At 51.6% G+C, this 25,890-nt stretch carries 23 protein-coding genes and 1 pseudogene; 19 read left to right on the top strand and 5 right to left on the bottom strand.

Annotated features, from left to right (window positions below; translation table 11 throughout):
• Positions 1–236 precede the first annotated feature (236 nt).
• The gene (locus ACH50O_RS18370) at positions 237–779 is read left to right on the top strand and encodes a nucleoside triphosphate pyrophosphohydrolase family protein (protein WP_446809196.1); all 543 of its coding nucleotides are present in this window, start codon (positions 237–239) and stop codon (positions 777–779) included.
• Positions 780–788: 9 nt separating this feature from the next.
• Here ACH50O_RS18370 and ACH50O_RS18365 read toward each other — a convergent pair whose 3' ends face one another.
• The 3 genes from ACH50O_RS18365 to ACH50O_RS18355 are packed head-to-tail and all read right to left on the bottom strand — an operon-like array spanning position 789 to position 5,340.
• Complete coding sequence (locus ACH50O_RS18365) at positions 789–989, bottom strand: hypothetical protein (RefSeq protein ID WP_446809195.1); 201 nt, start codon at positions 987–989, stop codon at positions 789–791.
• A 52-nt stretch (positions 990–1,041) separates the two neighbouring features.
• Entirely contained in the window at positions 1,042–3,528 is a 2,487-nt protein-coding gene (locus ACH50O_RS18360) for an EAL domain-containing protein (protein ID WP_446809194.1), read from the bottom strand.
• 15 nt (positions 3,529–3,543) lie between these two features.
• Positions 3,544–5,340 carry a PAS domain-containing sensor histidine kinase gene (locus tag ACH50O_RS18355; RefSeq protein ID WP_446809193.1) on the bottom strand — a complete coding sequence of 599 codons (1,797 nt, stop codon included), beginning with the start codon at positions 5,338–5,340 and terminating at the stop codon, positions 3,544–3,546.
• Positions 5,341–5,814: 474 nt separating this feature from the next.
• Between ACH50O_RS18355 and ACH50O_RS18350 the strand changes: the two genes are divergently transcribed.
• Together ACH50O_RS18350 and ACH50O_RS18345 are read left to right on the top strand one after the other, a co-directional pair.
• Positions 5,815–7,332: a PAS domain S-box protein gene (locus tag ACH50O_RS18350; protein ID WP_446809192.1), complete on the top strand. Its 1,518-nt coding sequence runs from the start codon at positions 5,815–5,817 to the stop codon at positions 7,330–7,332.
• Positions 7,301–7,498: pseudogene (locus ACH50O_RS18345) on the top strand (IS1595 family transposase); the annotation flags it as partial. The gene ACH50O_RS18350 and the pseudogene ACH50O_RS18345, both read left to right, overlap by 32 nt.
• Positions 7,499–7,547: 49 nt before the next feature.
• Here the strand turns inward: ACH50O_RS18345 and ACH50O_RS18340 are convergent.
• A complete protein-coding gene (locus ACH50O_RS18340) occupies positions 7,548–8,912 on the bottom strand; it encodes a sigma-54 interaction domain-containing protein (RefSeq protein ID WP_446809191.1) in 1,365 nt (454 codons plus the stop codon).
• Positions 8,913–9,108: 196 nt separating this feature from the next.
• Between ACH50O_RS18340 and ACH50O_RS18335 the strand changes: the two genes are divergently transcribed.
• The 16 genes from ACH50O_RS18335 (at position 9,109) to ACH50O_RS18260 (ending at position 25,361) form a co-directional block, all read left to right on the top strand.
• On the top strand, positions 9,109–9,801 hold the full coding sequence (locus ACH50O_RS18335) for an MBL fold metallo-hydrolase (protein ID WP_446809190.1): 693 nt from the start codon (positions 9,109–9,111) through the stop codon (positions 9,799–9,801).
• A 14-nt stretch (positions 9,802–9,815) separates the two neighbouring features.
• Positions 9,816–10,727: a sulfite exporter TauE/SafE family protein gene (locus ACH50O_RS18330; RefSeq protein ID WP_446809189.1), complete on the top strand. Its 912-nt coding sequence runs from the start codon at positions 9,816–9,818 to the stop codon at positions 10,725–10,727.
• Positions 10,728–10,747: 20 nt separating this feature from the next.
• The gene (locus ACH50O_RS18325) at positions 10,748–11,176 is read left to right on the top strand and encodes a phosphate-starvation-inducible protein PsiE (RefSeq protein WP_446809188.1); all 429 of its coding nucleotides are present in this window, start codon (positions 10,748–10,750) and stop codon (positions 11,174–11,176) included.
• A gap of 163 nt (positions 11,177–11,339) precedes the next feature.
• On the top strand, positions 11,340–13,235 hold the full coding sequence (locus tag ACH50O_RS18320) for a multicopper oxidase family protein (protein WP_446809187.1): 1,896 nt from the start codon (positions 11,340–11,342) through the stop codon (positions 13,233–13,235).
• Between the two features lie 109 nt (positions 13,236–13,344).
• Positions 13,345–14,385 carry an urease accessory protein UreH domain-containing protein gene (locus tag ACH50O_RS18315; protein ID WP_446809186.1) on the top strand — a complete coding sequence of 347 codons (1,041 nt, stop codon included), beginning with the start codon at positions 13,345–13,347 and terminating at the stop codon, positions 14,383–14,385.
• Positions 14,386–14,418: 33 nt separating this feature from the next.
• Positions 14,419–14,661, top strand: a complete 243-nt coding sequence (locus tag ACH50O_RS18310; RefSeq protein ID WP_446809185.1) for a hypothetical protein — start codon at positions 14,419–14,421, stop codon at positions 14,659–14,661.
• Positions 14,651–16,207 (top strand): cytochrome ubiquinol oxidase subunit I, encoded by a 1,557-nt coding sequence (locus ACH50O_RS18305; RefSeq protein ID WP_446809184.1) that lies wholly within the window; start codon positions 14,651–14,653, stop codon positions 16,205–16,207. The genes ACH50O_RS18310 and ACH50O_RS18305 overlap by 11 nt, the downstream gene beginning before the upstream one ends.
• 23 nt (positions 16,208–16,230) lie before the next feature.
• A complete protein-coding gene (gene cydB / locus ACH50O_RS18300; protein WP_446809183.1) occupies positions 16,231–17,370 on the top strand; it encodes a cytochrome d ubiquinol oxidase subunit II in 1,140 nt (379 codons plus the stop codon).
• A gap of 11 nt (positions 17,371–17,381) precedes the next feature.
• Positions 17,382–17,537, top strand: coding sequence for a cytochrome bd-I oxidase subunit CydX (gene cydX / locus ACH50O_RS18295; RefSeq protein ID WP_446809182.1), 156 nt, complete (start codon positions 17,382–17,384; stop codon positions 17,535–17,537).
• On the top strand, positions 17,534–17,746 hold the full coding sequence (locus ACH50O_RS18290) for a YgaP family membrane protein (protein WP_446809181.1): 213 nt from the start codon (positions 17,534–17,536) through the stop codon (positions 17,744–17,746). The genes cydX and ACH50O_RS18290 overlap by 4 nt, the downstream gene beginning before the upstream one ends.
• A gap of 40 nt (positions 17,747–17,786) precedes the next feature.
• The gene (locus ACH50O_RS18285) at positions 17,787–19,058 is read left to right on the top strand and encodes an NAD(P)/FAD-dependent oxidoreductase (RefSeq protein ID WP_446809180.1); all 1,272 of its coding nucleotides are present in this window, start codon (positions 17,787–17,789) and stop codon (positions 19,056–19,058) included.
• A gap of 123 nt (positions 19,059–19,181) precedes the next feature.
• A complete protein-coding gene (locus ACH50O_RS18280) occupies positions 19,182–20,519 on the top strand; it encodes a TolC family protein (RefSeq protein ID WP_446809179.1) in 1,338 nt (445 codons plus the stop codon).
• A gap of 10 nt (positions 20,520–20,529) precedes the next feature.
• A complete protein-coding gene (locus ACH50O_RS18275; RefSeq protein ID WP_446809178.1) occupies positions 20,530–21,627 on the top strand; it encodes an efflux RND transporter periplasmic adaptor subunit in 1,098 nt (365 codons plus the stop codon).
• A complete protein-coding gene (locus tag ACH50O_RS18270; RefSeq protein WP_446809177.1) occupies positions 21,624–24,896 on the top strand; it encodes an efflux RND transporter permease subunit in 3,273 nt (1,090 codons plus the stop codon). Before ACH50O_RS18275 ends, ACH50O_RS18270 begins: the two co-directional genes overlap by 4 nt.
• Positions 24,897–24,905: 9 nt before the next feature.
• Positions 24,906–25,115, top strand: a complete 210-nt coding sequence (locus ACH50O_RS18265; protein WP_446809176.1) for a hypothetical protein — start codon at positions 24,906–24,908, stop codon at positions 25,113–25,115.
• Between the two features lie 120 nt (positions 25,116–25,235).
• Complete coding sequence (locus ACH50O_RS18260; RefSeq protein WP_446809175.1) at positions 25,236–25,361, top strand: hypothetical protein; 126 nt, start codon at positions 25,236–25,238, stop codon at positions 25,359–25,361.
• 65 nt (positions 25,362–25,426) lie between these two features.
• Here the strand turns inward: ACH50O_RS18260 and ACH50O_RS18255 are convergent, their stop codons facing one another.
• Positions 25,427–25,852, bottom strand: a complete 426-nt coding sequence (locus tag ACH50O_RS18255) for a helix-turn-helix domain-containing protein (protein WP_446809174.1) — start codon at positions 25,850–25,852, stop codon at positions 25,427–25,429.
• Positions 25,853–25,890 lie beyond the last annotated feature (38 nt).

The raw sequence follows: 25,890 nt of genomic DNA, 5'->3' as shown, positions 1-25,890 counted from the left end.
AATCCGCGCCCCGATCTTGGCCATGAGCCATAAAAGCCGGTTGATTATGGTGAGAAGACGGTAATTTGCTAAAGCGACCATTGGAAACTGAAAACCACGGCCAAAAGAATACGTAGTGGTACTTACTTGAACAAGCTGACAACAACGCCTAAGCTGGCGGCCGCGCCACCAGCGCCATTATCCTCACTTCCACCACTTCATGCTGTCATTCATTGACATTTGTTCGGGAGAATCCCATGAACAAGTACCTGCAATTGGTCCGCGACTTTCATGATCGCGTTGGTATTAAGCAGCCCGATTACCCGGAAACAGCCCATTTGTCCGATATGGACATTGTCATGTACCAAGCCTTGCTGATGGATTACGGCAGTGCCACTTTCAAGGCGATTACCTCGGGCGATTTAGCCAATATATTGGCTGGTTTGGTCGATTTGGCCTATAGCGCGCTTGCGCCTATCGCCTGCCGTGGCGACGATGTCGTCGCTACGTCGGTTGCCTGGCGCCAGGACGGCTCGGTACTGTCCGTAATGAAAGTACTATGCGACAAAATAAGCCTCTGTAGTACCGGCGAAACCATTCGCTACTCGGCGCTCTTCAATATTTGCGAGCAACTGGCGCGGGGATTCATTAATGCCGATTTCGATAAGGCGTTTCAAACGGTACATCTGCATCTGATGCTGCAACCGCCTCACGCCGCACCGGGTCAAAATTACGCGGCCCGCATTGTTCGGGCCAGCCTGCCTTCCCCTCCAGATCTAAGCGACGCCCTTTACGAATGAGGCATCCAATCATGTTTCCGTATGCTTGCGGATGACTTGATCGAATTCCCATTGACAAAACAGCGGCATTTCGTGGCCAAATGAGGCATCGTGACTCAATGTCCAAATATTGGGAACGCACCAGCGATCGAACACCCGTACTCCCGCTTCGGATAGATCAAGCTGGTGTGTCTTATTGTCATAGACCAGCCATAAATACGCTTTTCCCATGGTCAGCCTCTTGATCGCTATGGAAAATACCGGATCGCGGTGTCGGGCCATCTCACTGGTAACGATCCAATTGCGACTTAAACTGCGTCACTTTAAAGTCATTTTCCAGCGATGCCGATGTTTCCGGTCTGCTGAACATAAAGCCCTGCAACGAGTCGCAACCATGTCTGCCAAGAAATGACAATTGTTCTTCGGTTTCCACGCCTTCGGCAACGACATTAAGTTTTAGCTCGTGCGTCAGCGCAATAATTGCGCTGACCAGCGTCCGACAGCCTTCGTCGCTCGGAATATCGGCCACGAAGGACTGGTCGATCTTGACGCTTTGTACCGGAAACTGCCTGAGATACGTTAGGCTGGAATAGCCGGTGCCGAAATCGTCGATGCTCAATTTGACGCCCAGCTTGCGCAGTTGCCACAACACCGTCAAAGTGTGTTCGGGGTCCTGCATCACCGCAGACTCGGTGATTTCCAGTTCTAATGCGGCCGGGTTAAGCCCGGTTTCCGCTAGCGTCTGTTTAACGGTATGGTAGAGATTGTTTTCCAAAAACTGGCGCGGCGATAAATTGACCGCCACGGCACTAAACGGCCCGTCGTTATCACGCCATTCCTTGACCTGCAGGCAGGCGCTTCGCAACACCCAGGCGCCAATCGGCACGATCAATCCGGTCTCTTCGGCAACCCCGATAAATCGGTCCGGATATACCAATCCCCATTGAGGGTGCTGCCAACGAACCAGGGCTTCGACACTGGTTGCCAGGCCGCTGGCTAAATCGATCTGTGGCTGGTAATACACCCGTAATTCGTTATTAGCCAGCGCGTGCCGCAGACCCCGCTCAATGGTCATGCGTTCCAGCGATCTTTCGGTCATCGCTTGCGTATAGAATTGATAGTTATTTTTCCCTCGTTCCTTGGCCAAATACATCGCCGCATCGGCATTCATCAGTAAGGCATGGCTATCCTTGCCATCGTCCGGGTAGACGCTGATGCCGATGCTGGCCGTGACCACAATATCGTTACCTTCGAGCGCGAACGGTTGAGCCAACAATTGGATAGTCTTTTCGGCAACTCTGGCTGCATCCTCGATTTGCACGACGTCGCTGAGCAGGATGATAAACTCATCGCCGCCCAGTCGGGCCAGAATATCTTGCGCACGAACCGCCCCTCGCAACCGGTCGCTGACGGCCTGCAGCAGCAAATCACCCAGCCGATGGCCCAAGGTATCGTTGATCAATTTAAAACGATCCAAATCCAAAAACATCAAGGCCAATTTTGTATCGTGACGCTGAACGGCGGCTAATGCTTGTGTCAGACTACTCTGGAATTGCTCGCGATTCAGCAGACCGGTCAGGGGATCGTGATTGGCTAAATAAAGCAATTGCTGTTCGGCGAATTTGCGGCTGGTAATATCTTGAATCTGAACAATAAAATACTGCGGATCACCATTCGCGTCACGAACCAGGGATGCGCTCAGCAGGGTCCAGACTATCTTGCCGACGATTTTGTGAAAGCACTCCATCTCGATTTGAAACGACGGTAAGTCGTCGGCCAATAACTGCCGCAAGCGCAGTGCAAGCGCATTGTCCGAGTTATTTGCGTGCGTCAGCATTTGCAGATTAGCCTGCAATAATTCGGGCTTGGAATAGCCGAATATGTCCGTGAGCGATTTGTTGACTTGCAAGAATCCACCATCGACGGCAATTAATGCCATCCCGATCGAAGCCAGATCAAAGGCGCTGTGAAAGCGCTCCTCGCTCTCGCGCAGCAATTTCTCCATACGCCGTCGTTCGCTAATGTCTCGAAACACCATCACCGCCCCCAGCAGGCTACCGTCTTCGTCCAGAATGGGCGCCGCGCCGTCTTCCACCGGAAATTCGCGACCTGATTGGCTCACCAGCAGCGTGGCACCTCCCATGCTGGTGACTTGGCGGCTCTTCAGCGTTTGCGGTACGGGGTTTTCGATAATCGACCGATTGTTCTCATTCAGCAGCGTCATCAGCTGCTCCACGCCGGTGCCTTTGGCCTGTTCCAGGCGTAATCCGGTTGCAGTCTCTGCCACCGGGTTCATGAAGCGGATATTGCCTTCACCATCAGTTGCGATCACGGCGTCGCTAATACAATGCAGGGTCTTGGCAAACCACTGTTCGCTATCCTTAAGCTTTTGTTCCAATTGATGCTTGTAAAGGGCTACCTCGATTGACGCATGCAATTCATCGGGGCGGAATGGCTTGATCAAATACCCGTAAGCGCCGGTGGCCTGGGCGCGCCGAAGGGTGGCCGGATCGCTGTAAGCGGTCAGGAAAATGACTGGGATGTGTAGGGATTCGCTGATGGCATGCGCCGCGCTAATGCCGTCCATATCGCCTTTCAGTACGATGTCCATCAGCACCAGATTGGGGTTGTGTTCTTCGGCCAGGGTAATCGCTTGCCCACCGGAAAATGCGGTGGCGACCACGTCGTAACCGAAATCTTCCAACTGGCGGCGGATATCCATCGCGATGATACCTTCGTCCTCGACAATCAGAATCTTATTGTTCGGCATGGCAAGGTCTCCCGGTTAAACAACTTCGGCAAAACGCAGGATAAAGGCGCTGCCACGGCTACGCTCAACGGTCATTTTGCCCATCAATTGGTTGGTCAAGGTGTTGACCAGTTGCAAACCCAAGGACGCACTCTTATTGATATCGAGTTGGTCCGGAAGGCCGATACCATTATCGGCAATCCTTAGCACCAGTTCGCCCGGGCCACTCGCAAAATCGATATCGATCTCCCCTTGCCTATCACCGGGAAATGCGTGTTTCAATGCATTGGACAGCAATTCATTGATGATTAAACCGCAGGGAATCGCAGTGTCGACATTCAGATAGACTTCTTCGACCCGAAGATCGACTGCGATCTTGCTGGCATGGGTCCCATAGCCGAAAAGTAGATGGTCGACCAAACTGCGGATGTAGCCTTTAAAATCGATTTTCGCCAAATCCTTGGATTGGTACAGTTTTTCGTGCAGCAAGGCCATGGCCTTAATTCGATCGGCGCTTTGCCTCAGCAAATCGCCAACCGCCTCATTCTTGACGTTGCTGGCTTGCAGGTTGATCAAGCTGGACACCACCTGTAGATTGTTCTTAACCCGGTGGTAGACTTCCTTTAGTAATAGTTCCTTCTCACTGAGGGCTTGCTTGAGTTTGTCACTGGCGCTCCTCCTTTCGGTAATGTCGATGATGGAGCTCAAAACAATAATCCCGTCTTCGTCGTCGATCAGTCCCAAACCGATTTCTATCGGAAATTCGCTGCCATCCTTGCGGAGACCGAACAGCTCACGGCCCTCGCCCATGGGCCTGGTTACCGGTGCGGCCAGATAAGCCTGGCGAAAGCCAATATGCGAAGCGCGAAACCGCGCTGGCACCAAAACCTCAACAGCCTGTCCGATCAGTTCAGTACGCGAATAGCCGAACGATTTCTCGGTTTGGGCATTGACCATCATTATGGTTCCTGACTCGTTCACCATGACAATGGCACTGGGTGCCGATTCGATAGCCTTACGAAACCGGTGTTCAAGCTTTTTATGCTCGGTAATATTTTCGTGAATGACGATGGCCTTACCCATGGCTTGATCGGAAAATGGCAGGACTTTACCTTCGAACCAGCGCCGTCCGTTCGGCGATGGATACGAGTATTCCAATGCAAAGGCTGCTTGCGTGCCGTTCAATACCGAACGCACGCCCTGAATAAAACCTTCGGCGCCAAAATGTCGTGCAAGTCCGCCTTCCAGCAATCGCAAGTAGTTTTGGCCGATTGGCAAAGTCTGTGGCGCAAAGCTATTTACACCTTCAAGTTCGGCCCAGGGTTTGTTACCGGCCAAAATAGTGCCGGATGCGTCAAGTAAGCAAAATTGAATTGGGAGCGCACTAACGACAGCCTGTATAAACCGTTCGGACGTTTCGGGTGGATAAGACGGCCTTTTTATGGCACTGGCTACGAGCAGATAACCCGGGGTGGCGCCAGGATATTCCGCCAATGAGAATACGGAAAGTGTCACCGGAATGCGGCTATTACGCTTATCGATATATGTCCATTCACAATGTTCGCCACAACTTGAGATCAAGGCTTGCAGGCTTTCATTCGCTGGCGTTTCATGTAATGCGACGTCTTTTTCCGCAAGATCCGCAGCATCGAAGAAAAACAAAGGGGTGAGGATGCCAACCACTTCCATTTGGCTATAACCCAATAGGCGTTCTGCCGCCGGATTGAACATCTGAATGATGCCCCGGCTGTCGGTGGAGATTATGCAGATATCTTGTGCATTCAATACCGCCAGAAGCAGTGAAGCCGATGCGGTTTGCAGTAAGTCCGACATTTCAATCCCCTTGGCCCTGCACCGGTAGTCGGGGGATTTCTACCCTCTGAACTACCCACCAGAATCATATCTGTATCGTGTCACTTTGCGAGCATAAGCCTCCAAGGTCTAATCATCAAGTAAGTACGCATACTTATAGATACGCCATTTGCCAGTCATCGCCAACCAGCTGATCCGGAATCTGTCGAACACGCCTGTAATTGGGCCAACTACGTAGTCACCCTTATATTTACTCGAAATACTCCATGTTTAAATTCCACTAGCAACCCTGCAATTCTCGGTGTTATTAGCCGGCTTACAAAAACAATAAAGTAAGGAGGAATGCCGAAGCTCCCCAACAACACTATCGTGAAGCAGCAAGTTGTCCGGACAAAATTAGGCCGCTGACAAACGTGCAGATCGAAACGCGCTCGACTACTGCTCTGCGAAGAACGATTGCCATACACATTGATATTCACAACCCAGAGGTGGTCCATGGATAGTTCGCCCGCAAAATCGAATATCCGCCTGCTATTGTTGGCGGATAACGAAGCCAGTCGTCTGGCCTGCAAATATGCCTTAAGCCAAAATCAGGATTACGCTTTTGAGATATTTGAGGCCGAATCCGGCTGTCAAGGTTTAAAAATGGCCCGCACCCTCCAACCGGACTGCATTTTGTTGGGGCGCCATTTACCCGATATGCAAAGCGCGGAATTTCTTTCCGAACTGCCAGAGTTTTCTCCAGAACGAACCCTGCCGGTTGTTATGCTGGCCGCGCCGGATACCCGTGCCGCCCACGAATCTCACACGGGTAGTTTTTTAGTCAAAATCTCGGACAATAGTCAAATGAAAGAGTTATCGGCCGAGGTTTTATGGGCAATGCGCGAACGGCAAGTGATGCAGGATACGTCGAACGCACAGGATAAATTGCGGGAATCCGAGGCCAAATATCGCAACTTGGTGCAGTATCTACCTGTGATCACCTATATCGCCTCATTGGAAACGCCGGGAAAGCTGTTATATGTCAGCCCGCAGATTAGCCAACTAGGATATCCCTCCGAGGACTGGCTGGAAAACCCGGATGGATTGCTCAAACGAGTACATCAGGATGATCTGGCGATTACGATAGAGGCTTATGCCCATACTTACGAGCATCATGCGCCGTTGCGTTGTGAATATCGTCTCATAGACAACAATGGAAAACCCTGCTGGTTTTTGGACGAAGCCAATGTGGTACGCGACGAAACCGGCGAAAGTCTGTTTTTGCAAGGGGTGCTGGTTGACATCAGCAAAGATAAGGAAACAGAGCTGGAATTATTCTATTACCGGCAACGCCTCGAGGAATTGGTTGTTAAACGTACCCAACAATTGGAAAAACAATGCGATATCCTTAGGTCGGCAAACGCCAATTTGGATGAAGCACTGATTGCGCTTAAGGAGAGTCATTCCAAGCTGCGCATTAGCGAAACGCGCTTTCGCTTGTTACTGGAATCGGTGGGCGAAGGCATCATCGGTCTGGACGGTGGGGGAAGCTGTACCTTTGCCAATCACTCGGCACTAGCCATGTTAGGCTACACCGAGGATGAAGTTTTGAGCCGGGATGTCCAAGCCATGCTGGGCAGCATGATCTCTCTGGAACTAATTCACTCCAAGGAGGAGCCCTGGATCGAGAATTCATTTGGCTATAGTTCCAATTCGAACAATATCCAAATTTTCCACCGTAAAGACGGCAGCCGTTTTCTGGTCGAATGTGCGTCTTATCCTATTGAATGTAATGGAGTAATTGACAGTTCGGTATTGGTATTCAGGGACGTCACCGAATCCCAGGCACAATTTCGAAAGTTGGCCTACCGAGCCAGTCACGACCCGCTGACCGGACTGATCAATCGCAGCGAATTTGAGCGGCGTCTAGTCCTAGTTCTGGCCGGCATGCATTCCGGCGAAAATGAACACGTGCTGTGTTTCCTGGATCCGGGGCGATACCCTGATAGTCAACGTGACGCGCTCGATTAACGGCATGTACCATGCCATTGCCCCCCAAATATTTGCCGCATTATCTGGCCGTGTTTTGTTATGGCTTTAACCGCCGATTCGATCTGCAAGCCATGATATCCAGGTTTATCGTCGCGGCGGCCAATACGCTTGGCGTTTACTTAAATTGGCCGAGGCTTATGGGTAATCAGGAGTTCTTCTGATCGTAATAATTATTTAGCTAATTACCTGGCCAATTACGAATCAATGTTATATTTTTTTCGCTTGCGCCAGAATGTTGCGCGGCTCATGCCGGCATAGCTCGCCGCTGCCTCCATATTGCCACCTGTCATTTGTAATGCTTCCCGGACTATATCTGCTTCGTTTTGATATTTTTTATGTTTGGGCGGTGACAGCTGTTCGCTAATAGTCTGCGGCTTGGATTCACGAAATTCCGGCGGTAAATCTTCGAGACACAATTCGTTCCCCCGGCCTACGGCAAAGGCGTATTCGACGACATTAATCAGTTCCCTGACATTGCCCGGCCAACGGTAATCGAGCAAACGCCGCATGGCTTCCGGGGCGATGCTGTCGACATGGCGTCTACCATGAAGATTATGTAGATCAATGTTATGCCAGAGTAATAAGTTGACATCCAGTCGTCGCTCTCTTAAGGGCGGCAAAAATACGGGCACCACCCGTAATCGATACATCAAATCCTCGCGGAACCGTCCAGCTTTTACTTCTTCGCGTAACGAGCGGTGGGTGGCGGCAATGATACGCACGTCAACACTGATTGCCGCATCGCCTCCAACCGGGATGAAGCTTTGTTCTTGCAAGACCCTCAGTAGTTTGGCCTGTAATTCCAAGGGTAATTCAGCGACTTCGTCCAGAAATAAAGTGCCGCCATGCGCACGTTGAAACAAACCGGCATGCGTTCGCACCGCTCCCGTAAAAGCCCCCTTGACATGGCCGAATAGTTCACTTTCCAACAAGCTGGGTGTGAGCGCGGCACAGTTGATAGCTAAAAAAGGTTGTTGATGGCGCGGGCTTTCTTGATGTAGGGCGCGAGCCACCAATTCCTTCCCAGTACCCGACTCCCCTCGAATTAATACAGTGGCTTCGGTTTCGGCGACGTTGCGGATAATTTTGATTGCCTCCAGCATGGCTGGATCACGGGACAAAATGCCATGGAAGCTTTCACTATTTCCTTGTTTGCCTAAAGCCGTTTCGTTTGAGGCTTGGGGTTGGAGAAATTCCAGCGCACCGGCAAATTGGCCCTCGGCGCCGAAGAATGCGCGAGCAGTACGATAGCAGGTGACGCGTTGACCATTAGCGCGTTTAGGATTCACGATTTGCGCTTTGATTGAGCCTAGCTCCGCCAGACCGCACGGATCTTGTCCTTCCTCGCAACCCAGCGTTTGGGCGCACGGTTTACCCAGAACCGATTCCGCCGGTAGGCCAAACAGTTTCTCTGCCCCCTTACTCCAGAAGAGTACTTTACCGCTAGCGTCAACCGCAAAGACAGCGCCGGCATCTACTAAATCGGTGAGTACCGCTATGACTTGATCGGGCCCCATCTGGCTGAGCCAGCGATTAAAGAAAGGGGAAGATTGGCTCATGGAATAAGTAGGTTTGTTTCAAATTTGTTTCAAAAGTAGCATAAATGTATCAATGATTCAAATTGAAACAATATCAATCATTTGATCTGTTGCTATGTCTTGAATTTACTGACTTACATAGGTTCAGCGAGTTGGCACGATACTTGATATAAGTTTATTAGGCTATACTGAATAATATCTTTTTTGGAGTATCGTTATGATTTTTCGTCAATTGTTTGAGAACGAAACCTCGACCTACAGCTATTTATTGGGCTGTGAACGTACCCGTCGGGCTGTGTTGATCGATCCGGTCGCTTCGGAAATAGATGACTATGTCGAACTGCTGCAAGCATTGAATCTGAAGTTGATTTACACACTGGAGACTCACGTCCACGCCGATCACATCACCGCGTCCGGCTTGCTGCGGGAAAAACTCGGCAGCAAAAGTATCGTGCACCGTGATGCCGGGGCTATGTGTGCCGACTTGCTGGTCACCGATGGCGTGCTGTTACAAATCGGTGAGCTGGAGTTCGAGGTACGCCACACCCCGGGTCATACCAGTGGCTGCGTCAGTTATGTAATGTCTGATCGAGTGTTTACCGGTGATGCCTTATTGATCGGCGGCAGTGGCCGCACCGATTTTCAGCAAGGCGATGCGGGTCAGTTGTACGACAGCATCATCAACAAGCTGTTCAGCCTGCCGCCGGATGCCTTGGTTTATCCCGGCCATGATTATCACGGTAACACCGTTTCGACCATCAAACAGGAAATGGCTAAAAACGCCCGTCTGGGTAGCGGCAAGTCGCGTGAAGACTTCATCGCCATCATGCAGGATCTCAAATTGGCCTATCCACGCTTTATCGACAAAGCTTTGCCGGCTAACCAGTCCTGCGGACTGGCTGTGGAATAAGCGAGGACTCGACCATGTTATTAACCCTAAGTTTAGCGGTGATCATCGGTTTGCTGCTGGGCTTACTCGGTGGCGGCGGATCGATACTGACTGTGCCAATGTTGGTGTATGTACTTCACATAGAACCAAAACTAGCCATCGTCACCTCGTTCGTAGTGGTCGGTATTTCCAGCCTGATGGCCTTAATTTCTCATGCCAGACGTGGTTCGGTTTGCTGGAAAAGCGGCTTGTTCTTTGGACTGGCCGGCATGGCCGGTGCATTCGGTGGAGGTCGTCTAGCGGGGCATTTTTCCGGCGATGTGCTGATGACACTATTTGGATTAGTTAGCTTATCAACCGGCTTTTTGATGTTGCGCGGTAAACGTGACGATGTCAAACCCAACGCAGTCGTCCGCATAACCTCGGTTTGTCCGATACGGGTGCCAATTCTCCGTGTGTTGTTCGACGGCTTTTTCGTCGGTGGCTTAACCGGCATGGTGGGAGTGGGCGGCGGTTTTTTGATCGTACCGGCTTTGACTCTGCTGGTCGGCTTACCGATGCAAGGGGCGGTCGGCACCTCATTATTGATCATCGTGATGAATGCGTTAGCCGGATTGAGTGGCTATAGCCAGCACGTCGCGCTGGATTGGGAGTTGACCGGACTGGTCACTACCGGTGCCATTTTCGGCAGTGCTGTTGGCGCTTGGCTATCGGCCTACATTAAACCCGCGGCGTTGCGCAAAGTATTTGGAATTATGGTGGTAGGGGTTGCGGGCTATGTGTTGTCACAAGCGATGAGCCTGGAGATGCTCAGCTCGGTAGAGCTGTGGCTAAGCGATTCTAAAGACGCAGGACGGGTAGTGGTCGGCTTATTGCTGATGTTATTGGTGCTACGCATCGGCCGCTGGATTCACAAGGCAGACGCCATTGTGTTCACCTTGCATTGAATCTCAAACGGGGAGACAAGATGGACAGCAAACGGTTTGAACAAGTGCATCAGCGTTGGAAATGCCGAGTCGATACCATCGGTAACTTGTTGATCGAGATTTTTCATTACCTGGCCTTATTCGTGATTGGCGCCAGTGTGGTCTGGTCGGGCGTCATTGCCTACGGCGGCATGATGCTGCAAGGCCATGCCACGATCGGCGACATTTTGTTGTTATTCATCTATCTGGAATTGGGCGCCATGGTAGGGATTTATTTCAAGACCAACGCGATGCCGGTGCGTTGCTTGATTTATATCGCCATCACCGCTCTGGCGCGCTTGGTGATTGCCGATGTACAGGCTCATCATGAGGCCGGTTTGGGCATGTTGTGGGTTTCCGTAGCAATTTTGCTGTTGGCGATTGCCACGCGGGTTATCCGCAAACCGCCTTCGGAATCGGAATATAACTGAACCGAAACGAACCAATTTAGCCGTCGCAGGGAGGTAGCGGTCTGCACCAGGCTAACAAGTCTGACGGTCATCAAGGAGCTTTAGTGTTGGGGGAAGAAAATGCCGCACAGACGGGATTTTCAAAATGATTACAAAAAGAACCTACCAAGGTCGAGGAGACACCATGAAATCTTCAATCAACCCTTCCCGTCGGCGCTTTTTCGCGCAAACCGGCGTCGGATTATTGGCCTACGCAGGGATGCCGGCTTGGTTACGTGCCATGGAAGGGATGGGCGAGATGCCGAAAATGACACCGAAAAAAGCGTCCGCCAATTTCCACCCGGATGTCGAGCTCGACTTGATTTGTAAGCCGTCGACGGTCGCTATATTGCCGGGTCAACAGACCCGCGTTCAACAGTATTTTGCCAAACTGATCAAAGGTCCCGCCCACACCCTGACTGAAACTCCCGGTTCTTACCTCGGACCTATCATGCGTTTCGACAAAGGCCAAAAAATTCGCATCAATTTGCGTAACGAATTGGACGAATCGACAATTACCCATTGGCATGGCCTGCACGTGCCAGCCGACGTCGATGGTCATCCGCTGTACTCGATCGACAAGGGCCAGACCTTTGTCTACGAGTTTGAAATGCTCAATCGGGCCAGCATGAATATTTACCATCCGCATCCGCATAACACTACCGCTAAGCAGGTCTATCACGGTCTGGCGGGCGCGATTTTGGTTAACGATGACGAAGAACGTCGTCTGGAATTGCCGAGCGGCGAATACGAAGTACCGATCGTGATTCAGGATCGGCTGTTTGACGCCAACAATCAATTGCAATACGTGCGGAACATGCATGATCGAATGATGGGCTTTTATGGCGACCGTATTCTGGTCAACGGCCGCCCCGATTTTCAGCTCGACGTAGCCAGTCGAGCCTATCGCTTCCGCGTCCTCAACGGCTCAACGGCGCGCATTTACAAGCTGGCCTGGGACGACAATTCGCCGATAACCGTCATTGGTACCGACGGCGGTTTACTGGATGTACCCGTCAACAAACCCTACGTAATGCTGGCCCCCGGCGAGCGTTTGGATGTGTGGGCGGATTTCAGCGGGCGTAAAGTCGGCTCACAGCTGGTATTGCGTAGCCGTTCTTTTTCCGGCGTATTGCCGGGAATGGCCGAACGCATGATGACGGGCAGACACGGTGGCGATGACCAACCGCATGGTGGAGGCGGCCATCGCATGGGCATGGGTGGCATGCACGGTAACGCCTTGCCGGTCGGTAGCGATTATCCGATATTTACAGTGCGCGTGATTAAAAGCGTTAGTGAAAGTCCGACGCTGCCGAATAAACTGTCTACGATTAAACACTACACACCCGGCGACACCGCTAATCCCAACAAACCGGTGCCGATCGGCATATCCGAAGGGCCGATGAAAATGGTGCTAAATGGCCGGCCCTATGCCTATAACGACATCCTGCCCAGCGAACGCATCCCGTTCAATACCGTGCAGTTGATGGAGATTTTTCATGCGCATGGCGGTAGTGGCAGACACGGTGGTGACCAGGCTAAAGCGCAATCCATGCAAGGTATGCAGCATGGCGGCGATAAAGCGTCCGAATCCGGCGGTCACAAAATGGGTGGTATGGGCATGATGGGTGGTATGAAACACGATGGCGACGACAAAGCCCAAGACCAAGGCGGTCAGCGAATGGGTATGGGTATGGGTATGGGAATGGGTATGCGCCATGGCAACGACAGTGGCGAGGGTAGCCACAAAATGGGCGGCGGCGGTATGGGCATGATGATGTCGATGGCCCACCCGATTCATCTTCACGGCCAATATTTCCAAATTCTCAGCCGTACCATCGGCATGGGTACTGGCGACGATTACGCCACGGTTAAGGACGGTTTCATCGAAGGCGGCTGGAAAGATACTGTACTGGTGATGCCTGGTGAAAGCGTCAAGATCATCAAACCGTTTCAGGACTTTAAAGGCTTATTCATGTACCACTGCCACAATCTCGAGCATGAAGACATGGGCATGATGCGGGATTTTTCGGTGGAATAAAGCTTAGAACAGGATCGATCCGGATTGGCGACAACAGACAAACTGATCTCCCCAAGGGCAGGATTGTTTTAAGCGCGCCGCTCCGGATCAACCACTTAGGAGGAAAGTGATGCCGACTAAAATGGAAAAAATTGAAATTGAAGGCATGCATTGCCTGGGGTGCGAGGACATTCTCAAGCAGGCGGTCGCCGGGATAGCGGGTGTCGAGCGTGTGGATGCCAGTTATAGCGCACAAACTTTGGAAGCGGCGTACGACGATGCCAAAACCCAGCGTGCGGCTATTGAACAGGCGATTGTTGCCAAAGGCTATGGTATTAAAAAAAACCAGGCATCGGGCGGTGTCTGGCGGCGGATAAAACACTTTGCTTTGTTCTTACTGTTATTGGTGGTCGTGGGCGGCGTCGCTTTTTGGGGCAAAAGCCAAATGCCGGCTGTGATGCAACAAATCAAGCCGCAGATGAGTTACGCCGTATTGCTGGGTATTAGTTTTCTTACCGGCTTTCACTGTATAGGCATGTGCGGCGGTTTTGTGGTCGCTTATACCGATCCCGCTAAGACTAAGGCCCGACAGTTACTGGCACATTTGAGTTATGCCTTTGGCAAAACCCTGTCTTACACCGTACTCGGTTCGGGTTTTGGTTTGCTGGGCGCAAGCATTGCCATTACCCCGCAAATCCGCGGTGCGGTGGCCTTGGCCGCGAGTGTATTTTTACTGATTTACGGCCTGAAAATGCTCAATGTGTTTGCCTTTCTAAGGCGATTTACCTTGCGTATGCCCAAGACCGTTAATCGGGCGGTTGCCGACGAATTGCGCAAACCACGGCGCAGTGCATTGCGCACCGGATTATTGACCGGATTACTGTTGGGTTGTGGCCCTCTGCAAGCCATGTATGTGATGGCGGCTGGCAGTGGTGATCCGTTCCAGGGTGGCATGATTCTGATGATGTTTGGTTTGGGTACGTTGTTGCCGCTCTTGGGTTTCGGTGTGTTCGCCAGTTTGTTATCACAGACAGCCATGCGACAAATGGTTCACGTATCAGGCATTTTGGTGATTGCGATGGGTGTGATGATGGCGCAACGCGGCATGATGATGCTCAAAGGTGGTCATAGCCCAACAATGACCAAGCAAACCCTGCAGCAACCTCAGTAAATCCGTTTTTATTAAGCAAAGGGAGATTCAACTATGCCTCAAATGCCTTTAGAGCCAGTGATACCCAAATCCAGCCAGCTACGATGGGAAATAGGGTTTGCCTTGCTAATTAAAATCCTGTTGTTGATAGGCCTGTGGTTTTTGATATTTCGCTGGATGGATAAACCAGCCACCAAACCGAATATCGCTGAGCATTTTGCATTGCCTGCCGCACAGCAACCCGGTAACCCCGATTTTTCTTCGCAACTCAACCAGGAGTCTCGCCATGTTCGGTGATGATATTGTCATGCTATCCCGCATGCAGTTCGGGCTAACCGCGCTGTATCACTTTCTATTCGTGCCGCTCACATTAGGCATGACCTTTATCCTCGGCATCATGGAGTCGGTGTATGTCATGACCGGCAAGGAAGTCTATAAGGACATGGTCAAGTTCTGGGGCAAACTGTTTGGCATAAACTTCGCGATGGGCGTTACCACGGGTTTGACACTGGAGTTTCAATTCGGTACCAACTGGGCGTACTACTCGCATTATGTCGGCGATATCTTTGGGCCATTGCTGGCCGCAGAAGGTTGGATGGCGTTCTTTTTGGAATCGACCTTTGTGGGTTTGTTCTTTTTCGGTTGGGATAGGCTCAGCAAGGTCCAGCATCTTACCGTTACTTGGCTGCTAGCGGTTGGAACCAGTCTATCGGCATTATGGATTCTGATTGCTAACGGCTGGATGCAACACCCGGTCGGCGCTGCGTTTAACTATGAAACCTTGCGCATGGAAATGACCAGCTTTGCGGATGTGTTCTTTAACCCGGTTGCCCAGGTCAAATTTGTACACACCGTGGCGGCAGGTTATGTCACCGGCTCGATGTTCGTGTTAGGTATTAGCTCCTGGTATTTGCTGAACAAGCGCGACATCGGCTTTGCCCGCCGCTCGTTCTCGATCGCTTCAGCCTTTGGCTTGGCCTCGGTCTTATCGGTGATCGTACTGGGTGACGAAAGCGGTTACACCTCCGGCGAAACTCAAAAGTTAAAACTGGCGGCGATTGAATCGGAATGGGAAACCCATCCGGCACCGGCCAGTTTTACCGTATTCGGCTTTCCGGATCAGGCTAATGAAAAAACCGACTACGCCATCAAAATCCCGTACGTATTGGGCCTGATTGCCACCCGCTCCATAGACGAAGACGTTAAAGGCTTGAAAGACTTGCGCGAGGACAGCGTTGTGCGGATTAAAAGCGGCATGGTGGCTTACGACAATCTGCAAAAACTGCGTTCGGGCAATAAAACGCCGACAGTTATGCAAGCTTTCGAACAACACAAAGCCGATCTCGGTTATGGCTTATTACTGAAAAAATATACTGAAAAAGTGGTCGATGCCGATGCCGCGACCATCCAAAAAGCCGCCAACGATACGATCCCCAAAGTCGCACCGCTATTCTGGACTTTCCGCATCATGGTGGCCTGCGGCTTTACCATGTTGTTCATCTTTGCAATGACTTTTTACTACTGTGCCACCCGCGTCGCCGACCAAAAACGCTGGTTACTGCGGATGGCGGTGTGGTGTATCCCGCTGCCGTGGATAGCTGCCGAAACCGGCTGGTTCGTGGCCGAAGTCGGCCGCCAACCTTGGACCATCTCCGGCATCTTGCCGACCCATATGAGCGTCTCCAGTCTTAGTGCCGACCAGCTCTGGTTCAGTATCGCCGGCTTTGCGATCTTTTACACGGTACTGCTGATCATCGAGATGTATCTGATGTTGAAGTATGTGCGCCTTGGGCCCAGCAGTTTGCATACCGGGCGCTATTGTTTCGAACAGCAACACGCCTAATCCACTGTCATAAGGAGTTCATCATGTTTGATTATGAAACCATCCGCCTGATCTGGTGGGTATTTATCGGTGTCGTCGGTATCGCCTTTGCGCTAACCGAAGGTTTTGATTTTGGCGTGGGTACTTTGCTGCCATTTATTGGTAAAAACGATGTCGAGCGTCGCGTCATCATCAACACGGTGGGCGCCACCTGGGAAGGCAACCAAGTCTGGTTGATACTCTTGGGCGGCGCTATTTTCGCCATCTGGCCGGCCGTGTATGCCACCTTGTTTTCGGGCTTGTACGTAGCGATGCTGTTGGTGTTGTTCTCGCTGTTCTTTCGGCCGTCGGCTTTTGATTACCGTAGCAAGATCGAGGATCCACGCTGGCGCAATAGCTGGGACTGGGCTTTGTTTATTGGTAGCAGCTTGCCACCGGTACTGTTCGGTGTGTTGGTCGGCAATTTGATTTTGGGTCTGCCGTTTCATTTCGACAACGATCTACGTTCATTTTATGACGGTTCTTTCTGGGCCTTATTGAGTCCGTTCGCCTTGCTATGTGGCGTGACCGGACTGTTACTGACCACCTTTCATGGCGCCTTATTTCTGAAATGGCGAAGTGAAGGTGTCATCCATCTGCGCGCGGTGGTCGCTATTAACGGACTTGGGCCCATGCTCTTGCTTGCCTTGGCCGCGACCACACTGTGGGTGTTCGTGGGCATTGATCGTCCCGAAATCACGCAAATGGCGGCTACCGATGCGCCATCCAATCCCTTGAATAAAACCGTGATTGCTCAGGGTGCTAGTTGGCTACAACATTTCATGGCTTACCCTTGGATGTGGTTGGCTCCCATCATTGGCTTTATGGGTATTGCACTGGCTTGGCTGTTAGGCAAAGGCGATTCGCGAATGGGTGCCTTTCTTTCAAGCAGCCTGGGCATTGTTGGCATTGCCTTGACCGTCGGTTTTGGCCTGTTTCCATTCTTATTGATTTCCGCGACCGACCCACGTTCCAGTTTAACGCTGTGGGATGGCAGTTCCAGTCATAACACCATGCTGTTAGCGTTCTGGATCACCGTCGTATTCCTACCTATCGTGCTGCTGTACACCCGCTTCGTTTACCGGGTGATTTGGGGCAGCGTTACCGAAGACACTGTTTTGAAAGACAGTCACACACTTTATTGAGGAGTAATATTATGTGGTATTTCGCTTGGATACTCGGCGTTGGTTTCGCGGCATCTTTTGCCATCATTAATGCCATGTGGCTGGAGTCGGTGTGCGAGATCGACAACCATGGTATCGATCAATCCTGTGAAAGTCTGTCAAAGCGCAGTCAAGATAGACTGTCATGACCACCGAACGCATCGTCCGGATTATCGCCGGCTTTTTCATTCTGCTGTCTCTGAGTCTGGGAGTTGAAGCAAGTCCCTTGTTTCAGTCCGGCAATTGGCTTTGGTTTACCGTCTTTGTCGGGGCCAACTTGTTTCAAAGCGGTTTTACCCGATTCTGCCCGCTGGAAATGATCCTGAAAAAATTGGGCATAAAAGAAACGTGTCACTAAAGCTGACAAAAACTAACGACCTAACAATAGGAGTTGCATCATGGCAAAAATCGTAATCGTAGGCGCAGGGATCGGTGGTATCCCGATGGCACTGGAAATGAAAGAAAACGCTCGCAAAGAAGACGAGGTAGTGGTTATCGCCGATACGCCGACGTTTCACTTTGTGCCGTCCAATCCTTGGGTGGCGGTCAACTGGCGCAAGCCGGAAGACATCAAGGTGGAATTGGCACCCATGTTCAAGAAAAAGAAAATTGGCTTTATCCAACAAAAAGTCACGCGTTTTCATCCGGAAAACAATCAAGTTGAATTAGCCGATGGAGCCATGGTCGATTACGATTTCTTGATCATTGCCACCGGTCCTAAATTGGCGTTTGACGAAGTGCCCGGATTGGGACCTAATGGCCATACCCAATCGGTTTGCCATGTCGATCATGCCGGCGAATCAGGTGAATTCTGGAACAACTTTGTGGAAGATCCAGGTCCGATCATCATCGGTGCAGCACAAGGCGCTTCCTGCTTCGGTCCGGCGTATGAGTACATGTTCATCGCTGAAACCGACTTGCGTCAACGCAAAATTCGCGACAAAGTCAAAATGACGTACGTCACGTCCGAACCTTATGTTGGCCATTTGGGTTTGGGCGGCGTTGGCGACACCAAAGGTATGCTCGAAGCCGAAATGCGTAGTAAGCACATCAACTGGATCTGCAATGCCAAAATCGACAAGATCGAAGCCGGCATGATGTATGTGACCGAAGTCGACGAAAACGGTCAGGAAAAAAAGAAACACGAATTACCGTTCAAACACAGCATGATTCTGCCGGCCTTCAAAGGTGTGGATGCATTGATCGGTATCGATAAGTTAGTGAATCCGCGCGGTTTCGTCATCGTCGATGAGCATCAGCGTAACCCGACCTTCAAAAATATCTATTCGATTGGCGTCTGTATTGCCATTCCCCCGCTGGAACAAACGCCGGTGCCAACCGGTACACCGAAAACCGGTTACATGATCGAATCGATGGTGACGGCGACCGCGCACAACATTCGTGCCGAACTCGACGGCAAGCAACCCAAGGAAAAAGGCACCTGGAATGCACTGTGTCTGGCGGACTTCGGTGACTCGGGTGTGGCGTTCCTGGCCATGCCGCAAATTCCACCCCGCAACGTCCAATGGGCATCCAGCGGTAAATGGGTGCATTTAGCCAAAATTGGGTATGAAAAATACTTCATGCGCAAAGTTCGCAAAGGTATCAGCGAGCCTTACTATGAAAAACTGACCTTGAAAATGTTTGGCATCATGCGTCTGAAAGGCTAAGACAGGCTTGAACAGCGGTGTTGTTGATTCTGCGCACCGCTGTAACTTTGGTCAATGAATGGAGTTTCTGATTCTGTTCGTTGTTTATCGTCCCATCCGTTCTAACTGACTGCAGATTACTCAATGAGACATAGACATTTTTGGTGGATATCGTCCACGCTAATGCTGGTGTTAAATCCCGCCTATGCCGACGCAGAACGCGGCCAATACACCCTTGAGCAAGCCATCGATACGGCTTTGTCCAATAACCCCGAGCTCGGCATCATGCAAGCCCGCATCGAACAGGCCAATGCGCAATTGGGTGAGTCTTTGGCCAGTTTTTACCCGCAAATAAAAGCCAGTTTGTCTTATCAGCACAGCGACAATCCGGCTCAGGCCTTTTCGATGATTATTGCACAACGCCGGCTTAGTTTTGCCGGCAACGACTTCAATCATCCCGGCGGTGTTGATAACTATCGACCGCAAGTGACAGCGACGTACTCGTTGTTTCGCGGTGGTCAGGATTATTACCGCAAACAGGCCGCGGAACTGGGTATCGAGACCTCTGAACTGGAAAAAGCCGCGACCCGTAATCAGTTGGTTAATCACGTCACGGCGGCCTATTACGGCGAATTGGCCGCGATGGAAGCACACGAAGTCAGTCAACGATCCATTACGGCGGTACAAAGCGAACTCGATCAATCGCGCATTCGCTTTGATGCCGGCACAGTTCTGAAATCCGATGTCTTGTCGCTGGAAGTGCAATTGGCCGAAGCCAAGGATGCCGAAATTCAAACGGCCAACGCCATTGAACTGGCTCAGAGCATGCTGAAAACCTTGTTGGGCTTATCGACCAACGAAGCATTTGCGATTAATTCCACGCAGCAAGCCGCATTACCGGAGGCACCCGCGGTTTTTGACGAATTGCTCAATCAAGCGCTCAGCAGCCATCCCGAACTCAAGGCGGCCGAAAAACGGGTCGCTATCGCCGAACAGCAACTCAAAGTCGCCCAGGCTGCTCATCTGCCCAGAGCCGACGCCTTTGTCAGCTATGGCTCGGACAGCAAAGATCTGGCCTTCAGCAGCAATCGCGACAATGTCAGCGCCGGTGTGATGCTGGAAGTCGATGTGTTTTCCGGCTTTGCCACGCAGGAAAGAATCAAGAAAGCCGAGCACGAATTGACGGCTACCCAGGAAACCGTCCGGCAAACCCGTTTACGCATTGAAAACCAGCTCAAATCCGCGCAGCTCAAATTACAGGAAGCACTCAGCAGTGCAGAGGTTAGCCGCGTTGCAGTGCAGTCCGCGGAGGAAGCTTTACGTCTGGTCAATGAGCAGCGCCAAGCCGGCGTAGTAACCGTAACGCGTTATATCGAGGCGGAAGTCGCGCGTGACAAGGCGCACGCCCGCCAAATCAACGCCCGTTTCGATGCCTTGCGCGCCGAAGCGGAACTCAAACAAGCCACCGGTTTCTGGCAATAAAGGAGTTACGATGACCGAACATTTATCCGAATCAAACACCCCGAAGTGGCTAATTCCCGCAGCTGCGATCACGGCGTTGCTGCTGGTGATTTTATTTGCGCTGGGGATTTTAGGCGGCGATGAAAAAACCGAACCCGGCACCACTGCCGGGAGTGGGGAGGCCTTACCCAGCGGTGCGCAAACTTTAAAAGTAGGCAAACAAACGGCCGATAATGGCTTGTCCTGGCAAGGAGTGGTCAGATCGCGGGTAGCGGCAAAGATAGCGCCAAAATTGAATGCCCGCATTGTTGAAATCACCGTACACCCTGGCGACAAGGTGAAAAAAGGCGATGTCATTGCCCGTCTGGATGATAGGGATTTGCGGGCTGCTTACAATGCGGCCAGCGCTGCACAGACTGCCGCGCAAGCCCAGGCGGCGCAAGCCAGTGCCGATGAAAAACGCATGGTTGATCTGTACGAAAAACAGGCGGCGACCCGGCAAAATTACGATGCCACATTAGCACAAGCCAAAGCGGCGCGAGCCATGGCCAGCCAGGCCGCCAGTGCTGCCCAACAAAGCCAGGTGATGTTGGGTGAGAACGTGTTGTACGCGCCGTTTGACGGTATTGTCGGCGAACGCTTACAAGAGCCTGGGGATATGGGTTTACCCAATCAACCTATAGTGACCTTGCATAAACCTGACGATTTGCGTCTTGAAGCTTCGATTGCGAGCCATTGTGCCGCGTCGATCAAATTAGGCATGGCAGTCAAAGTACGCTTCGACACATTACAGCAAAGTGTGACGGGAACGATTGATGAAATGGCCCCGGAAATCGACCCGCAAACCCGTACCCAAGACATCAAAGTCAAATTACCGAAAATCGAAGGTTTACAGCACGGTCAGTTCGGTTGGTTGGAATTGGGTTGTGAAACTGCGCAACAAGCGTTAATGATTCCTGCGGCGGCTATTTTGCATTATGGCCAATTAGAAGCCGTTAAAGTCATCGATGGTGAAAGGCTCTCGACGCGTCACATTCGCACCGGCAAAACCTATGGCGAGCAAGTCGAAGTACTGTCCGGGCTGCATGAAGGTGAAACCATCCTAAGTAACGGTGGGCAGTTGCCATGAAAGGTGCCATGAAACCGGTTGGAACTCAAAAAGACAGCCTGACGGTCGCCATCGTCCGGCTGTTCACTACCTCGCACCTATCGTTATTATTTTTGCTGATCTCATTGCTGGCCGGTGCGGCGGCATTGATGTTGACACCACGTGAGGAAGATCCGCAAATCATCGTACCGGTGATGGATGTGTTTGTGCATTATCCGGGGGCGACTGCGGAGGAAGTCGAGAAGCGCGTCACCACGCCGTTGGAAGTGCTGCTCAAGCAGATTCAAGGGGTGGAGTATGTCTACTCGGCGTCCAGTCCGGGCCAGTCACTGGTGACAGTGCGCTATCGGGTCGGCGAAAGTATCGAAGACAGCTTGATCAAAACCCGTGACAAACTGCAGGCCAATTTGGACATCATTCCGGCCGGCGTCAGCGACTGGGTGGTGAAGCCCGTGGAAATCGACGATGTACCGATTTTGTTGCTGAGCTTGTCGATGCCCAAGGGCAGTGAAGACATCATGGCTATCCGTCGTATTGCGGAAGAACTGATCGAACGTTTGCGCGCGATCGACGATGTGGGTGAAAGCTCGGTGCTCGGTGCCGCACCAAGGCAGATTTCGGTGCATCCTGATCCCGCTAAATTGCAGGCTGCCGGGGTCAGTCTGTTGGAGGTGCAACAAGCCTTGGCGCAAAGCAACGTCAATTTGCAAGCCGGCCGACTCAATCAAAACAACCGCGAAATCCTCTTGGAATCCGGTCCCAACTACCAGTCTGTTGAGCAAATTGGGGCGACGGTGCTGAAAAGCGTTGCCGGCCGACTCGTTTATTTGCGCGATGTCGCCGAAATCATTGATGGCCCAAAGGATACCGATTACTACACCCGCATCGGCTTTGGGCCGGGTGTCGAACAGATGAAAACCATAGGCCATAGCGATGCGTTACCCGCCGTCGGTGAAGAGCGGCAAATGGCCACCATAGCCATTGCTAAACGTCGCGGCAGCAACGCGGTCGGTGTCGCCGAGCAGGTATTGGAACTCACCGAACAATTGCACGGCACGCTAATTCCCGATGACGTGCTGGTGACCATTACCCGCAACTACGGCGAAACCGCCGACCATAAGGTCAACGAACTGGTAATGCATTTAAGTATTGCGATATTGACCATCATCGTGTTGCTGGCCCTGTCGCTGGGGTTCAAGGAATCGCTGATTGTGTCATTGGCGGTGCCAATGACGTTTGCGGTGACCCTGATGTTGGATTTAATCTTCGGTTACACCATCAACCGGGTGACACTGTTCGCGTTGATCCTGTCGCTCGGTTTGCTGGTGGACGACCCCATCGTCGATGTCGAAAACATTCACCGACATTACAAGATGCGTAAGGAACCACCGCTGCAGGCCTTGCTCACGGCGGTCAATGAAATCCGTCCACCGACGATATTAGCGACGTTTGCCGTGATCATGTCCTTCGTGCCGATGTTTTTCATCACCGGCATGATGGGCCCCTATATGGCGCCGATGGCTTTCAACGTGCCGATTGCAATGCTGATGTCCTTGCTGATCGCCTTCACGGTCACACCCTGGGCTAGCTATAAACTGTTAAAAAGCGATTACGGTAAAGATCACGGACCGGAATTCCGCTTACAGGAAACGCGCGGTTTCAAGCTTTATCACGCCATCATGGCGCCACTTTTGAACAACAAAGCCAAGGCCTTGTGGTTTTTGCTGGCTGTGTTTGTGGCGTTTGTCCTTTCCACGTTGATGGCGGCGACGCGAGTCGTACCGTTGAAACTGCTACCGTTCGACAACAAAAACGAACTGCAACTGGTGATTGACATGCCGCGAGGCTCCTCGCTGGAAGCGACTAATGAAGTGGCCACGGCTTTAGGCCAATATCTGTCCACCGTGAACGAAGTCAGCAGTTATCAAACCTATGTCGGCTTGGCTTCACCGATGGATTTCAACGGCCTGGTACGGCATTACTATTTGCGCCAAGGCGCTTATATTGGCGACATCCGCATGGTGTTGATCGACAAAACCCGCCGTGAGCAACAGTCACATGCGATTGCGCTGAGAATGCGCCCCGACATCGACAAAATCGAACAAAAATACGGCGCCAACATCAAAATCGTCGAAATGCCGCCGGGACCGCCAGTGTTATCCAGTGTGGTTGCGGAAATTTATGGTCCGCCGGAAGCGAGTTACGGGGATATTGTGAAGGTATCGAATCGGGTTAGGGCTGATCTTGAAAAAACAGAAGGTGTGGTTGATGTCGACGATTATGTGCAAGCGCCACAGGACCAGTTTCATTTTATGCTTGATCAGGACAAAGCCGCATTATTGGGGATTAGCGATCTGCAAGTTGCCAGTAGCCTAAAACTGGCGGTTGAAGGCGGCTCGGCCGGTACCCTGCATATCGCTAGCGAACGTCAGCCCTTGTTGATCGAACTGCAATTACCCAGAGCGGCACGCTCCTCGGCAGCTGATTTGCTCAACTTGTCGGTTAAGTCCGTCAACGGTGACTTGGTGCGCTTGAGTGAAATCGGCCACTTCGTCCAGGAAAACGGTGACCAGACCATCTACCACAAAAACCTGCAACGGGTGTCTTACGTACTGGGCGAAATGGCCGGCAGGAGTCCCGTGGAAGCGGTTTGGGACTTGGGTGACAAACTCGAACAACAGCCCTTGCCGCCGGGTTACAAAGCCGAAATGGCCGGCGAAGGCGAATGGAAAATTACCGTCGATGTGTTTCGTGATCTGGGCTTAGCTTTTGCGGCGGCCATGGTGATGATCTATATCCTGCTGGTGGGGCAGACTGGTTCGCTGGGCGTGCCGCTGATCATGATGATCGCGATTCCGTTAACGGTCATCGGCATCATGCCAGGCTTTTGGTTTATCAACTTGTTCGCCTCGGATGTCGGTCAATATGCCGACCCGATCTACTTCACCGCCACGGCGATGATCGGTATGATCGCTTTGGCCGGCATCGTGGTACGTAACTCGATCATCCTCATCGATTTCATCGAGAACATCTATCGCGGCAATCCCGACATCAGTTTGGCTGACGCCATTATCGAGGCGGGTGCCACCCGTTTGAATCCGATCTTTTTGACGGCGGCTTCGGCGGTACTGGGTTCGGTGATGATCGTACTTGATCCGATTTTTTCGGGATTAGCGTGGAGCTTCATCTTCGGTATCATCGCCTCGACTTTATTCTCGCTCATCGTGATTCCGGTGGTGTTTTTTCTGATTAATCGCCATATGCCTAAGGAAGTGCTTGTCGATGAATAGCGGGGAATCGTGAAGCAGAATATTGTGGCTCATCGCCCGACGGATTTGTCGCGGCGATGGGCGCAAGGCATTGTTAATCGCTATGCCGTTGAAGCTATGATCGTCACACTGGCGGTCGGCGGCATGACGGAGCTAAGCAGCAACATCGAGTTGCTCAAACGGATATCGGTTGCGGTTAACGATCATGACAGCCTATCGGCCTTGAGTGTGGATTCTTAGGCTGATGCCTAACATGGATGTCGAATTGTTCATCCGGAAAGGGTGAATTTGGTACGCAACCCGCTAGACCGCTGCACATTAACAGCTTATAAAAATTGGTTTCGATAAAGGCGGCTTAATATGAACGAGAAATTGTGGAAATTACATTTTCCAGCCTTTATCGGTAGTGCGTTGATCGCTCATGCGAATAAGCACATGGATGAGATGTTGCAAGAAATCGGTCGAATGGAAATAGCTAGTCAGTAAGTGTTAGCTAATTTAGAGCAAATGGCGAAAAGTGTGGAGACTGACACCGACATGTTGTGTCAGGGTCATTGAGAAAGTTTGTTTTTCTTCAATTTAGTTGGCTGCCTAAACCGATGCTTACCCGCAATGCGTAAGAGGCGACGAAATTTTGGACATTCAAAATGGCTTGGCTCATTGCAGATCGCGGCATGGCGAAGTCCATCGCGCATAGCGGTCAGTTCTTTAATTTTTCTATCCAGCTCATCCGCCTTAGCCAAAAGCAAAGCTCTATTAATTTCAGGCCCTTCGGGGGTAAACATTTCACCGATCTCATCAAGCGAGAAACCGGCGCCACGCCCCAAAGCGATTAAAGCCAGCCGCTCAATTACATCGGAGTTGAATAGACGGCGCAGACCCACGCGGCCGGTAGACTGAATCAATCCCTTTTCTTCATAGAATCGTAACGTGGAGGCGGGTAATCCGGATGTCTTTGCGACCTCAGTTATATCCATAGTTACACCTATCGAAATTAATACTTGACTTCAAGTTG

Source organism: Methylomonas sp. 2BW1-5-20 (assembly GCF_052474515.1).
The sequence above is the reverse complement of the archived record's forward strand: the minus strand, read 5'-3'. Positions and strand labels throughout refer to the sequence as shown.